Raw genomic sequence first — 17,351 nt, 5'->3', positions numbered from 1 at the left:
CCTGCGCTCGGCTGCACCATGCGCGAGGCGTGCACGAGTTGCGTGCTGGGTCTGCTCATCGCACCGCCTCGGATGGGGTCGCGCTCGGGGGATCGGCAGTGGGAGACGGGGAGGCGTTCCCACTCATGGTTGTTCAGTATCGCCGAGCGGAGTGGTACGGCGTGGTGCTGATGGGGGCTACCGCGACCGGGACACCGAAGGTGGAGGCGTGCACCATGAGCCCGTTGCCCGCGTAGATGCCGACATGGGAGATGTCGTTGTAGAAGAACACGACGTCGCCGGGCTGCAAATCGTTCTGCGCGACGGGCGTGCCGTAGGACGCCTGCTGCGAACTGGTGCGCGGCACATCCTTGCCGACCTGTTTGAACGCCCACTGCACGAGGCCGGAGCAGTCGAACTGGTGCGGTCCGGTCGCGCCCCACACGTACGGGTCGCCGATGCGGGTGAGGCTCGCGGCCAGCGCGCTGGTGCCGCTGCCGGGCACCAGACCTTGCAGCAGGGTGTCTCGGTCGAAGCCGGGCGGGAAGGCGGGGCCGGCGAGCGCGGACTTGTCCTTGGTGGACAACCCGGTCCACGCCTGCACCACCTGGACGATGGCGCCGCTGAGATCGCTGCGTTTGCGTTCCAGCTCGCCGCGCACCGTTTCGGCCTTGTCGGCGGCGGCGCGGGCCTCGTCGGACGCGCGGCGGGCGTCGGCTTCCGCGCCCTCGGCGGCGTCGGTGGCCTTCTTGTAGAGCGCGAGCTGATCGGAGGTCTGCGCGGCGAGCACGTCCAGCGTGGACATCTGGTCGAGCAGCTGCTGCGGAGAATCACTGACCAGGACGGCGAACAACCGGTTGGTGCGCGCGCCCTGATAGGCGGCGATCGCGGTGCGGTCGATGATCGGCTGATACTTGCGCACTTCGTCGCGAGCCCGGTTCACCTGATCGGTGCTGGCGGCCAGCTTGGCGTCGGCCTCGCGCTGCAACCCGAGCTTGGTGTCCAGGTCGGACTGGGCGTTGAGCGCCTGCTCGTTGAGCTGTTCCGACTGGCGGGACAGGTCGACCATCCGCTGCACGGCGTCGGCGGCGGTCGCGGGTAGGGCGACCGGATCGGCGCCGACCGGGCCCGCCCCGTAGACGGTGGTGGTGGCCAGTACTCCGGCCGCCAACGCGCCACCCACCAGACGTTTCGTGTCGAGTCTCAGCGTGCCCTGTCTCCGGTGTGCTGCCACAGGCTGCCGTGCCCCTGTTCTCTCGATCTGGTTGAACCCGGACGCAACGCCTTCCGGGAAACGGAGGTTTGCGGACCGCGTGCCTCGGGTAATTCCAGAAGGTCTCGATTAGGTTACGGAACGGCCTGGGTCTGTGTCCAGTAGAGAACGAAACGATCACGGCCGCCATCCGGTGGTCGGGCCGCAACGTACGGCCCGACCAGCGGTTTCTCAGAAGCGTCGGGCTCCCGCGATCGGCATCGAGGAGATCGGCGCCACCTGCACGGGCGTGCCGGAGGTGGACGCGTGCACGACATTGCCGTCGCCGGCGTACAGGCCGGAGTGGCCGCCGCCGTAGAACGACACCAGGTCGCCCGGCTGCAGGTCGTCCATCGAGACCGGGCTGCCGGCGGACAGCTGGGCGCCGCTGGTGCGCGGCAGCTCCAAGCCGGCCTGCGCGTAGGCCCACTTCACGAGGCCGGAGCAGTCGAAGGCGTTCGGGCCCGCGGCGCCGTACACGTACGGGGCGCCGAGCTTGGTCATGGCGGCGTCGAGAGCCTCTTCGCCGATGGTCTTCTTCGGGGCGACGAAGGGCAGCGGCTGCGCGGGCAGCTCGACGCCGGGGATGCCCTGCGGAATCTGGATCTCGTTCGGCACCTCGAAGGTTCCGACGCCGGGGATGGTCACCGGCTGAGCCGATGCGGGGGCGGCCGGAAGCAGGAAAGCGCCGATGGTGGCAGCGCCGACGGCCCCGGCGGCGATGGCGCGCTGCGCCTGTCGCTTGACGGATTCGGTCGTCATGATGCGGTACTCCCAATCTGCCCCACGACGCCGCACCCTGACTGGTGCCGCGGACTTCGTGTCGTTCGCACCGGTTCGATGCGGCGGACTCCGTGAGGTCTCGAAAAGGTTACGAACACATCACGGTGGTTTGTAAAGTCGGACTTCGGCGAATTGTGTGCGCGGGTGTGAATTTCCGCTTAATCAATGTGAGATATGTCCCAGCAATCACGAAAAGATAACAACGCGCTGCCTCTGTCGAGCGTCTGGGTCGCTACCGCGGTCCGCTTCGGCGCGTCCACGGGTCGGTGGAGTGTGTGCGAATTGGACATTCCCCCAGGTCGTTGCGTTCATATCGCGGACATCTCCAGCTTCGAGACTGGTCGGTCGGCACTCTCGCTGTGATCGGTCACAGCGCGCCGCTGACGGCGCGCCCGGGCGGTTGGACACGCCAGACCTGTTGATACGTTTTATGCAACAATGTGATCTACGCCACTTTTCGGCTTTCTAGATCGTTTCATGGGTAACGAAACGAAATCCCCACAGAGTAATTCGGACATTCTCTGCGGCTTTCGCGTGCGCGGAAGCGGGCGGCTGCGCGGACCCGTCCTTGTCGGACCCACCGCCTACGCTCCAGCCCGTGTCCGTCCCCGCTCCGCGCAAGGCCGCAGCTCAGCAGTTGGTCTTCGACGACCTCGACACGCCCCTCTACGACACCACCTTCGTGGTCGTCGACCTGGAGACCACCGGCACCAGTCCCGGCGCCGACGCGATCACCGAGATCGGCGCGGTCAAGGTGCGCGGCGGCGAAGTGCTCGGCGAGTTCGCGACCCTGGTCAACCCGGGACGGGCGGTGCCGCCCGCGATCGTCCAGGTCACCGGCATCACCACCGCGATGGTGTACGCGGCTCCGAAGATCGACGCCGTGCTGCCCGGATTCCTGGAGTTCGCCGCGGGCGCGGTACTGGTCGCGCACAACGCGCGGTTCGACATGGCGTTCCTGCGGGCCGCGGCGGCCCAGTGCGAGACCGTGTGGCCGTCCGCGACGGTGCTGTGCACGGTGAAGCTGGCGCGGCGCGTGCTCGGCCGGGACGAGGCGCCCTCGGTCCGATTGAGCGTGCTCGCCCAGTTGCTCGGCGCGAGTACGCAACCGACGCACCGCGCCCTCGACGACGCGCGCGCGACCGTCGATGTGTTGCACGCGCTCATCGGCCGGGTCGGCAACCAAGGGGTGCACAGCCTCACCGAGTTGGTCGATTACCTGCCCGACGTCACCCCGCGCCAGCGCGCCAAGCGTTTCCTGGCCGCGGACCTCCCCGCCGCGCCCGGCGTCTACCTGTTCCGCGGGCCGTCCGACGAAGTCCTCTATATCGGCACGGCGGTGAATCTGCGCCGCCGCGTGCGCAACTACTTCACCGGATCGGAGACCCGGGGGCGGATGAAAGAAATGGTCGCCCTCGCCACCCGGGTCGACCATGTGGTCTGCGCGCACGCCCTCGAAGCGGGGGTGCGGGAACTGCGACTGCTCGTCGCGCACACCCCGCCCTACAACCGGCGGTCCAAGTTTCCCAAGCGGGCCTGGTGGCTCACGCTCACCGACGAACCCTTCCCGCGGTTCGCCGTTGTTCGCACGCCGAACCGAGATGCGCTGGGGCCCTTCAACTCTCGGATGGACGCCGCCGACCTCGCGCTGATCATCGCCGAATTCACCGGCCTGCGGACCTGCAGTACCCGCCTGCCCCGGCGCGGGACGCACGAGTGCCCGCCCGCGGTCGTCGGCGGCTGTCCCGCCGCCGTGACAGGGACTCCTATTAATACAGAGGAATACGCGCCCGCTCCCGCGCTCGTGCGCGCCCTGTTCGCCGGACGCTCCGACGCGCCTGTCCGCGCCATGCTCGACCGCATCGAAACCCACTCCCGCGCCCAGCATTTCGAGGCCGCCGCGCGCCTGCGGGACCGCACCGTCGCGGTGATCCGCGCCCTGCACCGCACCCAGCGCCTCGCCGCCGTCGCCCGCATCGCCGAACTCGTCACCGCCCACCCCGACGGGGCGGGCGGCTGGGAATTCTCCGTCATCCGCTTCGGCCGCCTAGCCGCCGCAGGTACCGCTCCCCGCGGCGTCCCACCCATGCCCGTGGTGGAACACCTCGTCGCCGCCGCCGAAACCGTGATCCCCGAAGGAGGAGTGCCCCCCGAATCGCCCGCCCCCGAAACCCAGATGCCCCCCGCCCAGCCGAGATCTGACGTTGCGGGGGAGTGGGTTTCGATCAATGTGCCGCCGTTGCGGGGGGCTTCGCCGGAGGAGGCGGCGTTGGTGGCGCGGTGGTTGGCGCGGGCGGGGGTGCGGATCGTGCGTAGTACAGAGGGGTATCGGGAGCCGATGTATGGGGCGGGGCGCTGGTTGGGGTGGGCGGAGGTGGCCGATGTCGCGGCTCGGAGTCGGTCGGCGGAGCAGGAGTACACGGAGCGGTGAAGGGGACGGCCGTCGCTTCAGGGCGGGTCGGCAGAAGGGTCACGTGGCCGGGTGGGGGCGGGGGTGGCGCGCATTACGCTGATCCCATGATTACCGCGATCGTGCTTATCGACGCCGACAACGGGCGTATTCCGGAGACCGCGCAGGCGGTGGCGGATACCGAAGGGGTCGCCGAGGTGTATTCGTGCGCAGGCGATGTGGATTTGATCGCGATCGTGCGGGTGCGCGACCACGAGCAGATCGCCGACGTGGTCACCGGACGGATCGACAAGACGCCCGGCGTCGCGCGGACCATCACGCATATCGCGTTCAAGTCGTATTCGAGCGCCGATGTGGAGGCCGGGTTCTCGCTGGGGGAGTAGCGCCTCAGCCCACCACTACGGATTTGCCGGGGTAGGTACCGCTTTCACCCGCCCCGAGCACCGCGGTGACGCCGCCTTCGTCGCAGTCGGCGTGGGTGTACACGGTCACCGTGCCCGCGGTGTCGTTCTCGATGGACATCGGCGCGCCGTCGCCGACCATCATGCAACCGGACGGATCGGCATACGGCGTGCCGTTGATGTAGAGATTGCCCGGGATGGCCAATGCGGTCGGCGCGACGGCGACGAATCCCGTTGTCGCCAGTACGCCCAGTAGTACGGAACAGCTGCGCTTCATGCCGTGCTCCTTACTCTCCGAAGTGAGATTCATCGAGTTGGTGGCCGGGGACTGTTGCGCGCCTGGCTTGCCGTGCCCGCCGACGTCACCACGTCGCCCCCGCTCGCCACTTTAGTCCGCTGAACAGCATTTATGTCCATCAGCTACCAAATCGCATCCCTGTGCGAGCGATCACCAGGTAATGGTGGCGGCATCGGCCGAGAGCCGTCCGCCACCATTACCTGGTGATCAAATGACCAAAAGTCAGCGGTCGCCGAGGGTGACCGTGAGCTTCGTCCACCGCTCGAGCAGCGCGGCCCCGTTACCGGTATCGATGGCCTCGGCGGCGCGGGCCAGTCCGGTGGCCAGCGCGTCGTGCACGTCGGCGTCGAAATCGACTGTGCCCTGGGACAAGTCGTAGGCGACGATGGCCGCAGCGGAATTCACCAGGACCGCGTCGCGGACCGGACCGGTGCTACCGGCCAGGACATCGCGGGCCACCCCGGCGTTGACCTCGGCGTCCCCGCCGCGCAATGCGGCGAGATCGACCCGTGGGATGCCGAGCCGGGTCGGGTCGATGGTGGTCTCGCGACGTCGTCCACCCGAGACCACCCAGGCGGCGGTGGTGTCGGAGGTGGTGATTTCGTCCAGCCCGTCGTTGCCGCGCACCACCAGCGCGCTGCCGCCGCGCTCGGTGAACACGCCCGCGATCACGGGCAGCAGGTCGGGGAAGGCGCAGCCGATCAGTCCGGCCCGCGGCTGGGCCGGGTTCGTCAGCGGTCCGAGCACATTGAAGACGGTGGGAATGCCGATCTCCTTGCGGGCCGCACCCGCGAACCGCAGTGCGGGATGGAACGCCGGCGCGAAGCAGAAACCGATGCCGACCTCGCGGATACACCGCGCGACGGACTCCGGCCCGAGGGCGAGCTTCACCCCGAGCGCCTCGAGCACGTCGGCGCCCCCGCTCTTGGACGAGGCCGCGCGGTTGCCGTGTTTGACCACCGGCACCCCGGCCGCGGCGACCACGATCGAGGACATGGTGGAGATGTTCACCGACCCGGAACGGTCCCCGCCGGTGCCGACGATGTCGACCGCGTCCCCGTCGATGTGCACCAGTCGTGCGTGATCGAGCATGCCGGTGGCGAGGCCGGCCAGTTCGGCGGGCGTGGGGCCCTTGATCTTCATCGCGACACCGAACGCCGCGATCTGAGCGGAGGTGGCGTTGTCCGACATGATCTCGTCCATCGCCCATGCCGTGTCGGCCGCCGCCAGGTCGCCGCCGTCGGCGAGGGTTCCGAGTACCTGTGGCCAGCTACGCATGTTCTCTTACTCCCGTTCACACTGGTTCAGGCACCAGTTCGTCGCGAAGAAGCTTACTGTGCCCCCTGGCCGGGAAGCCCGCGCTTAAACCGGCCGCGGCTGCAGCGCGTCCCATCCATCGGCGGTGCCCTCGTGCCGCTGCGCCAAACCGGCCATCCGGGAACGTTCCTGCGAGCAGTGCAGTGCGTCGAGCACCTGGACCCGCTGCAAGATCAGGTTTTCCAGCGGGTCGGCGCCCGGGCCGCCGACCCGGGGCGCGGGCGCGTAGCCGTCCTGCGCGGCGATGGCGCACACCGTCTCGACCTGCTCGGCCGGGATCCGCAGGTGATGGCGCAGCACCGCGGGCGCGTCGGCGGTCCAGCCGTCCGCGCGGGCCAGCGCCGCCGAACAGGCCTCGGCGTCATCGAAACTCGCGGTGACCACCACGAGATCGGCCCGGCTCGGGTCCAGTGTCGCCGCGCCGCGGCGTCCGAACCATCGACGCCATATCCCCGCTGCCACATCGCCTCCATCTCAGCTTTTACTCAGTACTGCCTGTCATGCTGTGCGGGCGTCACCCGGCGACATCCGGTGCTCACCCCGGTCGTCCGGCGAAACGATCTCCAACACGCCGAGCCCAGGTCGAGAGCCTGTCTGTCCGTGGGTTTTCCGACACGGAGACACAAGTTTCGCACCCGGGTACTTGTGTCGTACTACGACGAGTCATACTTACCCCCGTGACGACCGCAGTAGGGACCCCCGGATCGGCCATAACCCAGCGTGTGCACTCGCTGAATCGGCCCAACATGGTCAGCGTCGGTACCATCATCTGGCTGTCCAGCGAGTTGATGTTCTTCGCCGGCCTCTTCGCGATGTATTTCGTCGCGCGCGCCCAGGCCCACGGCAACTGGCCGCCGGAGCCGACCGAGCTGAACCTGAAGCTCGCCGTGCCGGTCACCGCCGTGCTGGTCGCCTCGTCGTTCACCTGCCAGATGGGTGTCTTCGCGGCGGAGCGTGGCGACGTGTTCGGCCTGCGCCGCTGGTATGTCATCACGCTGATCATGGGCGCGTTCTTCGTCGGCGGCCAGGGCTACGAGTACATGAACCTGGTCCACGAGGGCACCTCGATCTCGAGCAGCTCGTACGGCTCGGTGTTCTACATCACCACCGGTTTCCACGGCCTGCACGTCATCGGCGGTCTGATCGCCTTCGTGTTCCTGCTGATCCGCACCAAGGTCAGTAAGTTCACCCCGGCGCAGGCCACCGCCGCGATCGTCGTCTCGTACTACTGGCACTTCGTCGACATCGTCTGGATCGGGTTGTTCGCCACGATCTACTTCGTCCGCTGACCCGGGCGATACCCCAGTCTTTTGCACACGTCGGTTCCGTCTACTCCAAAGGGACACAGATGAGTTCATCTCCCCCGTCAGCGCCAGCGCCCGAAAGCAAAGGGAACGGCGAGGCCAGCAAGACGCGCAGGCAGCGCCGCGTTCGCCGTCGCATCGCGGGCGGCCTCGCGCTGTTGGTGGGCCTCGTCGGAGCAGGCTTCCTCGCGGCGGCTCTGACGCCGAACCCGCAGCTCGCGACCGCGAACGACGACAAGTCCGCGCTGATCCGCGAAGGCAACCAGCTGTACGACACGTCCTGCATCACCTGCCACGGCGCGAACCTGCAGGGTGTCCAGGACCGCGGCCCGAGCCTGATCGGCGTCGGTGAAGCCGCCGTCTACTTCCAGGTTTCCTCCGGCCGGATGCCGATGGCCCGCAACGAGGCCCAGGCGCAGCGCAAGCCCGCCAAGTTCGACGAGCACCAGACCGACGCGCTGATGGCGTATGTCGCGGCCAACGGCGGCGGCCCCAGCGTGGTCCGTGACGCGAACGGCGAGATCGCCCAGGAGTCCCTGCGTGGCGACGACATCGCTCGCGGCTCCGAGCTGTTCCGCATGAACTGCGCGTCCTGCCACAACTTCACCGGCCGCGGCGGTGCGCTGTCCTCCGGTAAGTTCGCGCCGCCGCTGGAGCCCGCCAGCGAGCAGCAGATCTACGACGCGATGATCTCCGGCCCGCAGAACATGCCGAAGTTCTCCGATCGGCAGCTGACCCCGGAAGAGAAGCGCGACATCATCGCCTACGTGATGAACGCGAAGGAAGAGCGCGCCCCCGGCGGCTGGGACCTCGGTGGGTTCGGTCCCGCGACCGAGGGTCTGGTCATCTGGGTGGTCGGCATCACGCTGGTCGTGGGTGCCGCTATTTGGATCGGTTCTAGGTCATGACTGAGAAGGAGCCTAACGTGGGTCGGCCGGATGAGGGCCACGACGGCGTCGAGCCGTCGAACGAGCAGGTCACAGGGGCCGGCGCCCATGTGGCCAAGACTGACGGCCACGCGCTGACGGAGCCGACCGAGGCCGAACTCGACGCGATGAGCCGCGACGAGCTGGTCAAGCTCGGCACCGAGCGCGACGGCGTCGACGTCGCCTACCGGCGCGAGCGGTTCCCGGTGCCGGGCACCCGCGCCGAGAAGCGGGCCGAGCGCGCGGTCGCGTTCTGGTTCGCCGTGTCCGGGATCGCTGCGGCCGCGCTGGTCGGTGTGTTCCTGTTCTGGCCGTGGGAGTTCAAGGCCAACAAGGAAGACGGCCACGCCGCCTACTCGCTGTTCACGCCGCTGGTCGGTATCACCTTCGGTGTCTCGGTGCTGGTCATCGGCATCGCGGTGGTGTTGATCCGCAAGCTGTTCATCCCGGCCGAGCTGTCCATCCAGGATCGGCACGACGGCCCGTCGCCCGAGGTCGAGCGCCGCACGCTGGTCGCCGAACTGAGCGATGCGCTGGAGACCTCCACCCTCGCCCGCCGCAAGCTGATCACCCGCACCGCCGGTGCCGGTGTCGGTGTGCTCGGCATCGGCGCGCTGCTGGTGTTCGTCGGCGGCATGGTGAAGAACCCGTGGGCCAAGGGCGACAAGTCGCCGCTGTGGGTGTCCGGTTGGACCCCCGACTACGAGGGCGAGACCATCTACATCCGGCGCGACACCGGTCGCCCGGAGGACATCGTGCTGGTGCGTCCGGAGGACCTGGACGCGGGCGCCATGGAGACGGTGTTCCCCTGGAAAGAGAAGTGGCGCGGCGACGAGCACGCCACCCTGCAGTCGTTGCGCGGTATCCGCAACCCGGTCATGTTGATTCGCCTGCGCACCGAAGACGCGCAGAAGGCGATCAAGCGCAAGGGTCAGGAGAGCTTCAACTACGGCGACTACTTCGCGTACTCGAAGATCTGCACCCACCTCGGTTGCCCGACATCGCTGTTCGAGCAGCAGACCAACAAGATCCTGTGCCCCTGCCACCAGTCGCAGTTCCTGGCGACCGAGTGGGGTAAGCCGGTCTTCGGTCCCGCCGCCCGCGCGCTGCCGCAGCTGCCGATCACCGTCAACTCCGAGGGCTTCCTGGTCGCCAACGGCGACTACATCGAGCCGCTCGGACCGGCCTTCTGGGAGCGTCGTTCATGAGCCCTTCTGCTGCAGCTCAGGCGAACGAGGCGGACGAGCGCTATCGCGCCGCCGCGTTCATGAAGCGGTCGATCAACAAGGTCTTCCCGACCCACTGGTCGTTCCTGCTCGGTGAGATCGCGCTGTACAGCTTCATCATTCTGCTGCTGTCGGGCGTCTACCTGACCCTGTTCTTCGATCCGTCGATGACCGAGGTCGTCTACAACGGCGCGTACCAGCCGCTGCGTGGTGTCACCATGTCGCGGGCCTACGAGTCCTCGCTGAACATCACCTTCGAGGTGCGCGGCGGTCTGTTCGTGCGCCAGGTGCACCACTGGGCGGCGCTGCTGTTCGCGGCGTCGATCATCATCCACCTGTTCCGCATCTTCTTCACCGGCGCGTTCCGCAAGCCGCGTGAGGCGAACTGGGTGATCGGCTGCCTGCTGCTGATCCTGGCGATGTTCGAGGGCTTCTTCGGCTACTCGCTGCCCGACGACCTGCTGTCCGGCACCGGCCTGCGCGCCGCGTTCGGCGGTATCACGATGAGCGTGCCGATCGCGGGCACCTGGTTGCACTGGCTGATCTTCGGCGGCGACTTCCCGGGCGACATCATCATCCCGCGCCTCTACATCGCGCACGTGCTGCTGTTCCCCGGCATCATCCTGGCCCTGATCGCCGCGCACGTCGCGTTGGTCTGGTACCAGAAGCACACCCAGTTCCCCGGCCCGGGCCGGACCGAGAACAACGTGGTGGGCGCGCGCATCGTGCCGGTGTTCGCCGCGGACCAGGGCGCGTTCTTCGCGTTCACTCTCGGCATCGTCGGCATCATGGGCGGCGTCTTCCAGATCAACCCGATCTGGAACCTGGGCCCGTACAACCCGTCTCAGGTGTCGGCGGGTTCGCAGCCGGACTTCTACATGATGTGGACCGACGGCCTGGCCCGGCTCATGCCGCCGTGGGAGCTGTACCTGGGTCGCTACACCGTGCCCGCGGTGTTCTGGGTCGCGTTGATCATGGGCCTGGTGTTCACCGTCCTGATCGCCTACCCGTGGATCGAGAAGCGGCTCACCGGCGACGCGGGCTCGCATCACAACCTGCTGCAGCGTCCGCGCGACGTGCCGGTCCGTACCGCGATCGGCGCCATGGCGATCGGTTTCTACGTGGTGCTGACGCTGTCCTGCGTCAACGACATCCTGGCGCTCAAGTTCGACATCTCGTTGAACGCGACCACCTGGATGGGCCGCATCGGCCTGCTCGTGGTGCCGCCGGTGGCGTACTTCGTCGCCTACCGGTTCTGCATCGGTCTGCAGCGCAGCGACCGTGCGGTGCTCGAGCACGGCATCGAGACCGGTGTGATCAAGCGCCTGCCGCACGGTGAGTACATCGAGGTGCACCAGCCGCTCGGCCCGGTCGACGACCACGGCCACCCGCTGCCGCTGGAGTACCAGGGCGCCCCGGTCCCGAAGAAGATGAACAAGCTGGGTTCGGCGGGTAAGCCGGGCACCGGTAGCTTCCTGCGGGCCGACCCGTGGCAGGAGAGCGAGAAGCACTTCGAGATCGAGCACGCCGAGGAGCACCGCCAGCTCGCGGTGCTGCAGAAGCGCCAGGAGCTCGAAAACGGTGGCAAGCACAGCCACTGACAGCTGAACGACGAAGGCCCCGAGTCGAATCCGACTCGGGGCCTTCGTCGTTCGCGGTCAGCGCCGGCGTGCCGCTTCGATGGCTTCGAACTTGGCCAGGTTGTGCCGGGCGTCGGCCAGGGCGTCGTGCGCGTCCGGCGGGACCGGGGGCAGTTCGGGACGGCCGTGCGCGTCCCAGTGCTGGCGCAGTTCGTTGGTGTAGCGGGGGAGCGCGCTGGGCAGGTCGACCATCGAGCCCCACAGCTGGCACAGCGCCACGTGGTCGTAGGCGCCGACCCAGGCCCACAGTTCGGGCACCACCGACGAGCGCGGCACCAGGAACTTGTACAGCTCGTCGCGGATCTGCTTGCGACTGCGGTACAGCGGCGAGGACGGTGACGGCAGCTGCGGCAGCACATGCCTGCGCACCCACGGCCCGGCCCGCTCCGGGTCGAATTCGGTGGACACCGCGTAATATTCGCGCCCGTCCTCGCAGACCACACCGATGGAGACCAGGTCTATGACCACCCCGTCCTCGATGAATTCGCAGTCGTAAAAATATCGAAGCGAGATCGCTCTACTCCTCCGCAGTTCGGTGTTGCCCCCGGATATGTCTCGGTCAATCACCCTAAGCGGGGTGGGGGCGCGATTCGCATCGGGGCAGGGTGGTAGTGGTCACCACCCCTACGGTGGGTACCACGGCCGTCCGAAGGGTCCGTATTCTGAACGAGTGAACTGGACCGTCGACGTACCCATCGATCGCCTGCCGGAACTGCCGCCGCTGCCCACGGAGCTGCGCAGGCGGTTGGACGAAGCGCTGGCCCGCCCTGCGCTACAGCAGCCGTCGTGGGATCCGGAGCAGGCGGCGGTGATGCGCACCGTGCTGGAGAGCGTGCCGCCGATCTGCGTGCCCGCCGAGGTGGAGGAGCTGCGCGAACAGCTCGCCGAGGTGGCCCGCGGCGAGGCGTTCCTCATGCAGGGCGGTGACTGCGCGGAGACGTTCGCCGACAACACCGAGCCGCATATCCGCGGCAACATCCGGACCCTGCTGCAGATGGCGGTCGTGCTCACCTACGGCGCGAGCATGCCGGTGGTCAAGGTGGCCCGGATCGCGGGGCAGTACGCCAAGCCGCGCTCCTCCGACACCGATTCGCTCGGCCTCAAGTCCTACCGCGGTGACATGGTCAACGCGCTCGTCGCCGATGCCGCGATGCGCGAACACGATCCGTCGCGGCTGGTGCGCGCGTACGCCAACGCGAGCGCCGCGATGAACCTGGTGCGCGCGCTGACCGGCGCGGGCATGGCCGACCTGCACAAGGTGCACGACTGGAACCGCGACTTCGTCGCGAAGTCGCCCGCCGGTGCGCGCTACGAGGCGCTGGCCGAGGAGATCGACCGCGGTCTCGCGTTCATGACCGCCTGTCGGGTGAACGACCCGAGCCTGAAGTCGGCGCGGATCTACGCCAGCCACGAGGCGCTCGTCCTCGACTACGAGCGGGCGATGCTGCGGCTGAGCGAGAACGCGGCGGGCGAGCCGGTGCTCTACGACCTGTCCGCGCACTTCCTCTGGATCGGCGAACGGACCAGGCAGCTCGACGGCGCGCATATCGCGCTCGCCGAACTGCTCGCGAACCCGATCGGCCTGAAGATCGGCCCGTCCACCACGCCCGATCAGGCCGTGGAGTACGTCGAGCGGCTCGATCCGAACAACGAGCCAGGCCGGCTGACCATCGTGTCCCGGATGGGCAACAGCAAGGTCCGGGACGTGCTGCCGCCCATCATCGAGAAGGTGCAGGCCACCGGTCACCAGGTGATCTGGCAGTGCGACCCGATGCACGGCAATACGCACGAGGCGTCCACCGGTTTCAAGACCCGGCACTTCGACCGCATCGTCGACGAGGTGCAGGGCTTCTTCGAGGTGCACCACGCGCTGGGCACCCACCCGGGCGGCCTGCACATCGAGCTCACCGGCGAGGACGTCACCGAATGCCTCGGCGGCGCCCAGGACATCTCCGATCTGGACCTGTCCGGTCGCTACGAAACCGCCTGCGACCCGCGCCTGAACACCCAGCAGTCGCTGGAGCTGGCCTTCCTGGTCGCCGAAATGCTGCGCTGAACAAGGCTTTTCAGAGGGGACGTACCCGGCCGGGTACGTCCCCTCCGGCTATCGCCTGGCGCAGTTCGGTAATCGTCCTGCCCTGTCCGTCGGGCGAGATGCCGGCCCTGGACAACCGAAAGTCACTGGGGGATAGGTGATTCGGGCATATCGGTCGAGGGCTGTGGCGGGTGCGGGGGAGCCGCTGTGGCCGTGCGAAACTCTTCGCGATGCTCACTTACTTCGAAGCGACGGTCATCGGTGTGGTGCAGGGCGTCACCGAGCTGTTCCCGATCTCCAGCCTGGGGCATTCGGTGTTGCTCGCGGCGTGGCTCGGCGGTGACTGGCAGCGGCTGGTCGACCAGGGCGAGTCCGGTACGGGCACACCGTATTTGGCCTTCGTGGTGGCATTGCACGTGGGGACCGCGGTGGCGTTGCTCGGCTACTACTGGCGGGACTGGCGGGCCATCGCCGTCGGCTTCGCCGGCCTGCTGCGCACCGGCCGGGCCGAGACGGTCGCCCAGCGGTTGGCCCTGCTGATCGTGATCGCCACCTTGCCGATCGCGGCCCTCGGGCCGTTCCTGCAACATCCGCTGCACGTGCTGTTCGCGGCGCCGATCTGTGCCGCACTCTTTTTGGTGCTCAACGGGATCGTGTTGATCATCGGCGAGGGCCTGCGCCGCCGCAACGAGCCGACGCTCGCACAGTACGGGCGAAGTTTTGCGCTGCACGGCCGGGCGGGCGTGCGCACTGCGGAAGCCCGTAAGCGCCGATCGGATCGACGCCTGGCGGCGCTCGAGCCGGAGGACGCCCTCGCCATCGGATTCGCTCAGGTCGGCGCGTTGCTGACCGGATTCAGCAGGGCGGGACTGACCATGGTCGGCGGACTGTGCCGTGGCCTGCAGCACGAGCAGGCGGCGAAATTCGCTTTCCTGCTGGCCACTCCGGCGATCCTGGGTGCGGGCCTGATGGAGATCCCGGAGCTGGCCGGGCCGGACACCGCCGGTATCCGCGGGCCGGTGCTGGTCGGCGCGATCGTCTCCGGAGTGTCGTCGTGGCTGGCGGTGCGCTTCCTGGAGCGCTACTTCCAGACCCGCACCCTGCTCCCGTTCGCGGTCTACTGCCTGGTCGCGGGAACCGTATCGATCGTCCGATTCCTCTGATGCCGTGCGTCATTCGAGTAGTGCAGTGGTTCGCGACGGCCGAAGCCTGTTGTCGCGCTAGGGCAGCGCCGTCAGCTGGACGGTGGACCCCGGCTCGACGTTCGCGCTGATCCCCGGCACCTGGCCGATCACCACCGAGCCGTCGGTGGGCGTGAGCTGTTTGACCTCGACCTGCAGGCCGAGGCTTTCCAGCTTGGACCTGGCATTGCCGACGCTCGACCCGATCAGGTTGGGCATCTTGAGCGCATTGGAGACGAAAAGCGTGACGCCGCTGCCGGATTGGACGGTGGTCCCGGCGACCGGATCGGTGCCGATCACCTTGTCCGCCTCGACGGACTTGTCGAATTTGGTCTGCCGGTCGCGGACCTTGATACCCGCGTCGGTGAGCAGTTTCACCGCTTCGTCGGCCGTCTTGCCGCGCACGTCGGGCACCTTGATCGGCTTCGCGCCGTTGCTGCGGTACACCTTGACCTGCGCGCCGGTCGGCAGCACGGTGCCAGGACCGGGCTCGACCCTGGCGAGGGTGCCCTTGGGTGCGGGGTTGCCCTCTTCGCCGGAGTCCACCGGTTGCAGGCCCGCGTCGCGGATCAGCTGATTGACCTTCGAGATGTCGTCACCGGGATTGAGGTCCGGCACCTTCGGTTTGCCGCTGGAGACCAGCACCGCGACCGTCGACCCCTTGGTGATCCGCGACCCGGCGGACGGGTCGCTGCCGACCACGCCGCCGACCGGGATGGTGTCGGAGGCCTTCTGCCGCAACTCGGTTTCGAATCCGGCGTCCCGCAAGGTCGCGACCGCTCGGTCGGTGTCGAGTCCGGCGATCGCAGGCACCGGCGAGAACCGCCCGAACCCGAGCCACCAGCCACCGACGCCGACCACCAGCGTGAGAATCGCCACGACGGCGATCCAGATCCACGCCGTGCGCCGCGATCTGTTGGGATCCGGCGCGTAGGACTGGTACGGGGCCGACGCGTGCTGCTGGCGTACCGGCTGCTCGTCGTAGTCGGCGGGTCCGTAGTCCGCGCGCGGGCGCGGCGCGGTGACCACGCGCGTGTGCTGCACCGTCGGCGGCGGGTACGGCGGCGCGGGAGTCGCAACGGGCTGGTGTGCGGCCGGGGTGGCCACCTTGTAACTGGCACTCAGGTGTTCGGCCGATTCCTGCGGCGCGGGCACCCGGTAGGGCGGCAGGTTCAGCTTCGCGCCGATCTGCCGCAGCGTCGCGGCCATCTCGTTCGCGTCGGCGAACCGGTGCGCCGGCTCGCGCGCGGTGGCCTTCGCGACCAGCTCGTCGAACTCCGGCGGCACGCCGGAGATGAACCGGCTCGGGCTCGGCACATCGTTCTCGATCCGCTGATAGGCGATCGAGATCGAGGTATCGCCGGTGAACGGGACGCGCCCGGTCAGCAGCTCGAAGATCAGCACGCCGAAGGAGTAGACGTCGCTGCGCGCGTCGGCCGTGCCGCTGGTCACCTGTTCGGGGGAGAGGTACGCGGCCGTGCCGAGAATCACGCTGGCCGAGGTGGTGTTGGCCGCCGCCACCGCGCGGACCAGGCCGAAATCGGCGATCTTGACCTCACCGGCGTCGGAGATCAGCACGTTCTCCGGCTTCACGTCGCGGTGCACCAGCCCCGCGCTGTGCGCCACGCCGATCGCCGCGAGCACCGGCTCGGCCACCGCGCGCACCGCGTGCGGCGGCATCGGGCCGCGCTCGCGCAACAGCTCGCGCAGCGTGCCGCCCTCCACCAGCTCCATGATCAGGAACGGATATTCGCCGTCCACGCCCTGGTCATAGACCGCGACCAGGGACGGGTGCTTGAGCTTGGCGACCGCGCGGGCTTCGAACTCGAATCGGGTGAGGAACTGCGGGTCACCGGCGAACTTCGGATCCATCACCTTGATGGCGACGGGGCGATCCAACCGGGTATCGACCCCCCGGAAGACCATCGACATGCCACCGCGGGCGATCGGCGCATCGATGCGATAGCGCCCTTCCAGCATTTGGCCGATCAATTGATGTCCTCCGGCTTTCACAAAGTTCTCACCCCTCGCGGTTGCGCCCACAAGCGATCGACCGCCCCGTGCGGCCCTCACGATGGTATCGGCGAAACGCGCCCGGGTGTCTCACGACGTGCGGTGGGGGACGGTCTACCGTTACTTGCGTGAGAGAGCGCAGTGAACGAACCAACAGCACAGCTGCAGATGCGCTCATGACGAAGCCGAGCGCCAGCGAGGCGCAGTCATGAGTGCATTTCCCTGCAGTGATGATGTTCTTCCGGAGTCCGTGGCGCTGGTGCCGCTGCCCGAGGTGGCCGACCGGCTCGGGCTCGTGGTGACCCGCGTCCATCAGATGCTGCGCGACCACCAACTGCTCGCCATCCGCCGAGACGGCGTGGCAGGCGTCCCGGAGCGGTTCTTCGACAAGGAGGGCGCGGTGGTCAAGCCCCTGCCGGGCCTGATCACCGTGATGAAGGACGCCAAATACACCGACGAAGAGATCCTGCAGTGGATCTTCACCGACGACGACAGCCTGCCCGGTAAGCCGATCGACGCCCTGCACGGCCCGCTCGCCCGCGAGGTGGTGCGCAGAGCGGCCGCCGATCCGTTCTGACCGGCCGCG

At 68.1% G+C, this 17,351-nt stretch carries 16 protein-coding genes; 9 read left to right on the top strand and 7 right to left on the bottom strand.

Annotated elements, in window-relative coordinates; translation table 11 throughout:
• Window positions 1–133: 133 nt before the first annotated feature.
• Together TY25_RS10495 and TY25_RS10490 are read right to left on the bottom strand one after the other, a co-directional pair.
• Window positions 134–1,162: an NlpC/P60 family protein gene (locus TY25_RS10495; protein WP_081868795.1), complete on the bottom strand. Its 1,029-nt coding sequence runs from the start codon at window positions 1,160–1,162 to the stop codon at window positions 134–136.
• Window positions 1,163–1,423: 261 nt separating this feature from the next.
• Window positions 1,424–1,993: a C40 family peptidase gene (locus TY25_RS10490; RefSeq protein ID WP_042255732.1), complete on the bottom strand. Its 570-nt coding sequence runs from the start codon at window positions 1,991–1,993 to the stop codon at window positions 1,424–1,426.
• A gap of 619 nt (window positions 1,994–2,612) precedes the next feature.
• Between TY25_RS10490 and TY25_RS10485 the strand changes: the two genes are divergently transcribed.
• A complete protein-coding gene (locus TY25_RS10485; protein ID WP_042255731.1) occupies window positions 2,613–4,445 on the top strand; it encodes a DEDD exonuclease domain-containing protein in 1,833 nt (610 codons plus the stop codon).
• Between the two features lie 86 nt (window positions 4,446–4,531).
• On the top strand, window positions 4,532–4,807 hold the full coding sequence (locus TY25_RS10480; protein WP_014983111.1) for an Lrp/AsnC family transcriptional regulator: 276 nt from the start codon (window positions 4,532–4,534) through the stop codon (window positions 4,805–4,807).
• Window positions 4,808–4,811: 4 nt separating this feature from the next.
• Here TY25_RS10480 and TY25_RS10475 read toward each other — a convergent pair whose 3' ends face one another.
• From TY25_RS10475 to TY25_RS10465, 3 genes are all read right to left on the bottom strand, one after another.
• On the bottom strand, window positions 4,812–5,102 hold the full coding sequence (locus TY25_RS10475) for a hypothetical protein (protein ID WP_042255730.1): 291 nt from the start codon (window positions 5,100–5,102) through the stop codon (window positions 4,812–4,814).
• Between the two features lie 243 nt (window positions 5,103–5,345).
• Window positions 5,346–6,401 (bottom strand): anthranilate phosphoribosyltransferase, encoded by a 1,056-nt coding sequence (trpD, locus tag TY25_RS10470; protein ID WP_042255729.1) that lies wholly within the window; start codon window positions 6,399–6,401, stop codon window positions 5,346–5,348.
• A gap of 84 nt (window positions 6,402–6,485) precedes the next feature.
• Complete coding sequence (locus TY25_RS10465) at window positions 6,486–6,902, bottom strand: hypothetical protein (protein WP_042255728.1); 417 nt, start codon at window positions 6,900–6,902, stop codon at window positions 6,486–6,488.
• Window positions 6,903–7,117: 215 nt separating this feature from the next.
• On the opposite strand from TY25_RS10465, the gene ctaE reads away from it, so the two are divergent.
• From ctaE to qcrB, 4 genes are read left to right on the top strand one after another with little or no spacing between them, the layout of a single operon-like run.
• Complete coding sequence (gene ctaE, locus TY25_RS10460; RefSeq protein ID WP_029893672.1) at window positions 7,118–7,729, top strand: aa3-type cytochrome oxidase subunit III; 612 nt, start codon at window positions 7,118–7,120, stop codon at window positions 7,727–7,729.
• Between the two features lie 59 nt (window positions 7,730–7,788).
• Entirely contained in the window at window positions 7,789–8,652 is an 864-nt protein-coding gene (qcrC, locus tag TY25_RS10455; protein WP_167829360.1) for a cytochrome bc1 complex diheme cytochrome c subunit, read from the top strand.
• Between the two features lie 17 nt (window positions 8,653–8,669).
• On the top strand, window positions 8,670–9,878 hold the full coding sequence (qcrA, locus tag TY25_RS10450; RefSeq protein WP_014983117.1) for a cytochrome bc1 complex Rieske iron-sulfur subunit: 1,209 nt from the start codon (window positions 8,670–8,672) through the stop codon (window positions 9,876–9,878).
• Entirely contained in the window at window positions 9,875–11,497 is a 1,623-nt protein-coding gene (gene qcrB, locus TY25_RS10445) for a cytochrome bc1 complex cytochrome b subunit (RefSeq protein ID WP_042255726.1), read from the top strand. The genes qcrA and qcrB overlap by 4 nt, the downstream gene beginning before the upstream one ends.
• A gap of 57 nt (window positions 11,498–11,554) precedes the next feature.
• On the opposite strand, the gene TY25_RS10440 is transcribed toward qcrB, so the two are convergent.
• The gene (locus tag TY25_RS10440; protein ID WP_042255759.1) at window positions 11,555–12,049 is read right to left on the bottom strand and encodes a polyadenylate-specific 3'-exoribonuclease AS; all 495 of its coding nucleotides are present in this window, start codon (window positions 12,047–12,049) and stop codon (window positions 11,555–11,557) included.
• Window positions 12,050–12,206: 157 nt separating this feature from the next.
• Here TY25_RS10440 and TY25_RS10435 point away from each other — a divergent pair, with 157 nt between their 5' ends.
• Window positions 12,207–13,592, top strand: coding sequence for a class II 3-deoxy-7-phosphoheptulonate synthase (locus tag TY25_RS10435; RefSeq protein WP_014983120.1), 1,386 nt, complete (start codon window positions 12,207–12,209; stop codon window positions 13,590–13,592).
• A 209-nt stretch (window positions 13,593–13,801) separates the two neighbouring features.
• Window positions 13,802–14,734 (top strand): undecaprenyl-diphosphate phosphatase, encoded by a 933-nt coding sequence (locus TY25_RS10430; protein ID WP_042255725.1) that lies wholly within the window; start codon window positions 13,802–13,804, stop codon window positions 14,732–14,734.
• A 57-nt stretch (window positions 14,735–14,791) separates the two neighbouring features.
• On the opposite strand, the gene pknB is transcribed toward TY25_RS10430, so the two are convergent.
• A complete protein-coding gene (gene pknB / locus TY25_RS10425; RefSeq protein ID WP_042255724.1) occupies window positions 14,792–16,732 on the bottom strand; it encodes a Stk1 family PASTA domain-containing Ser/Thr kinase in 1,941 nt (646 codons plus the stop codon).
• 241 nt (window positions 16,733–16,973) lie between these two features.
• Here pknB and TY25_RS10420 point away from each other — a divergent pair, with 241 nt between their 5' ends.
• Complete coding sequence (locus TY25_RS10420; protein ID WP_029893656.1) at window positions 16,974–17,342, top strand: Rv2175c family DNA-binding protein; 369 nt, start codon at window positions 16,974–16,976, stop codon at window positions 17,340–17,342.
• Window positions 17,343–17,351 lie beyond the last annotated feature (9 nt).

Origin of the sequence: Nocardia brasiliensis NBRC 14402, assembly GCF_000308475.2 — a bacterium.
GTDB classification, from domain to species: Bacteria; Actinomycetota; Actinomycetes; order Mycobacteriales; family Mycobacteriaceae; genus Nocardia; species Nocardia brasiliensis.
This window is presented reverse-complemented; position numbering and strand designations above follow the sequence as displayed.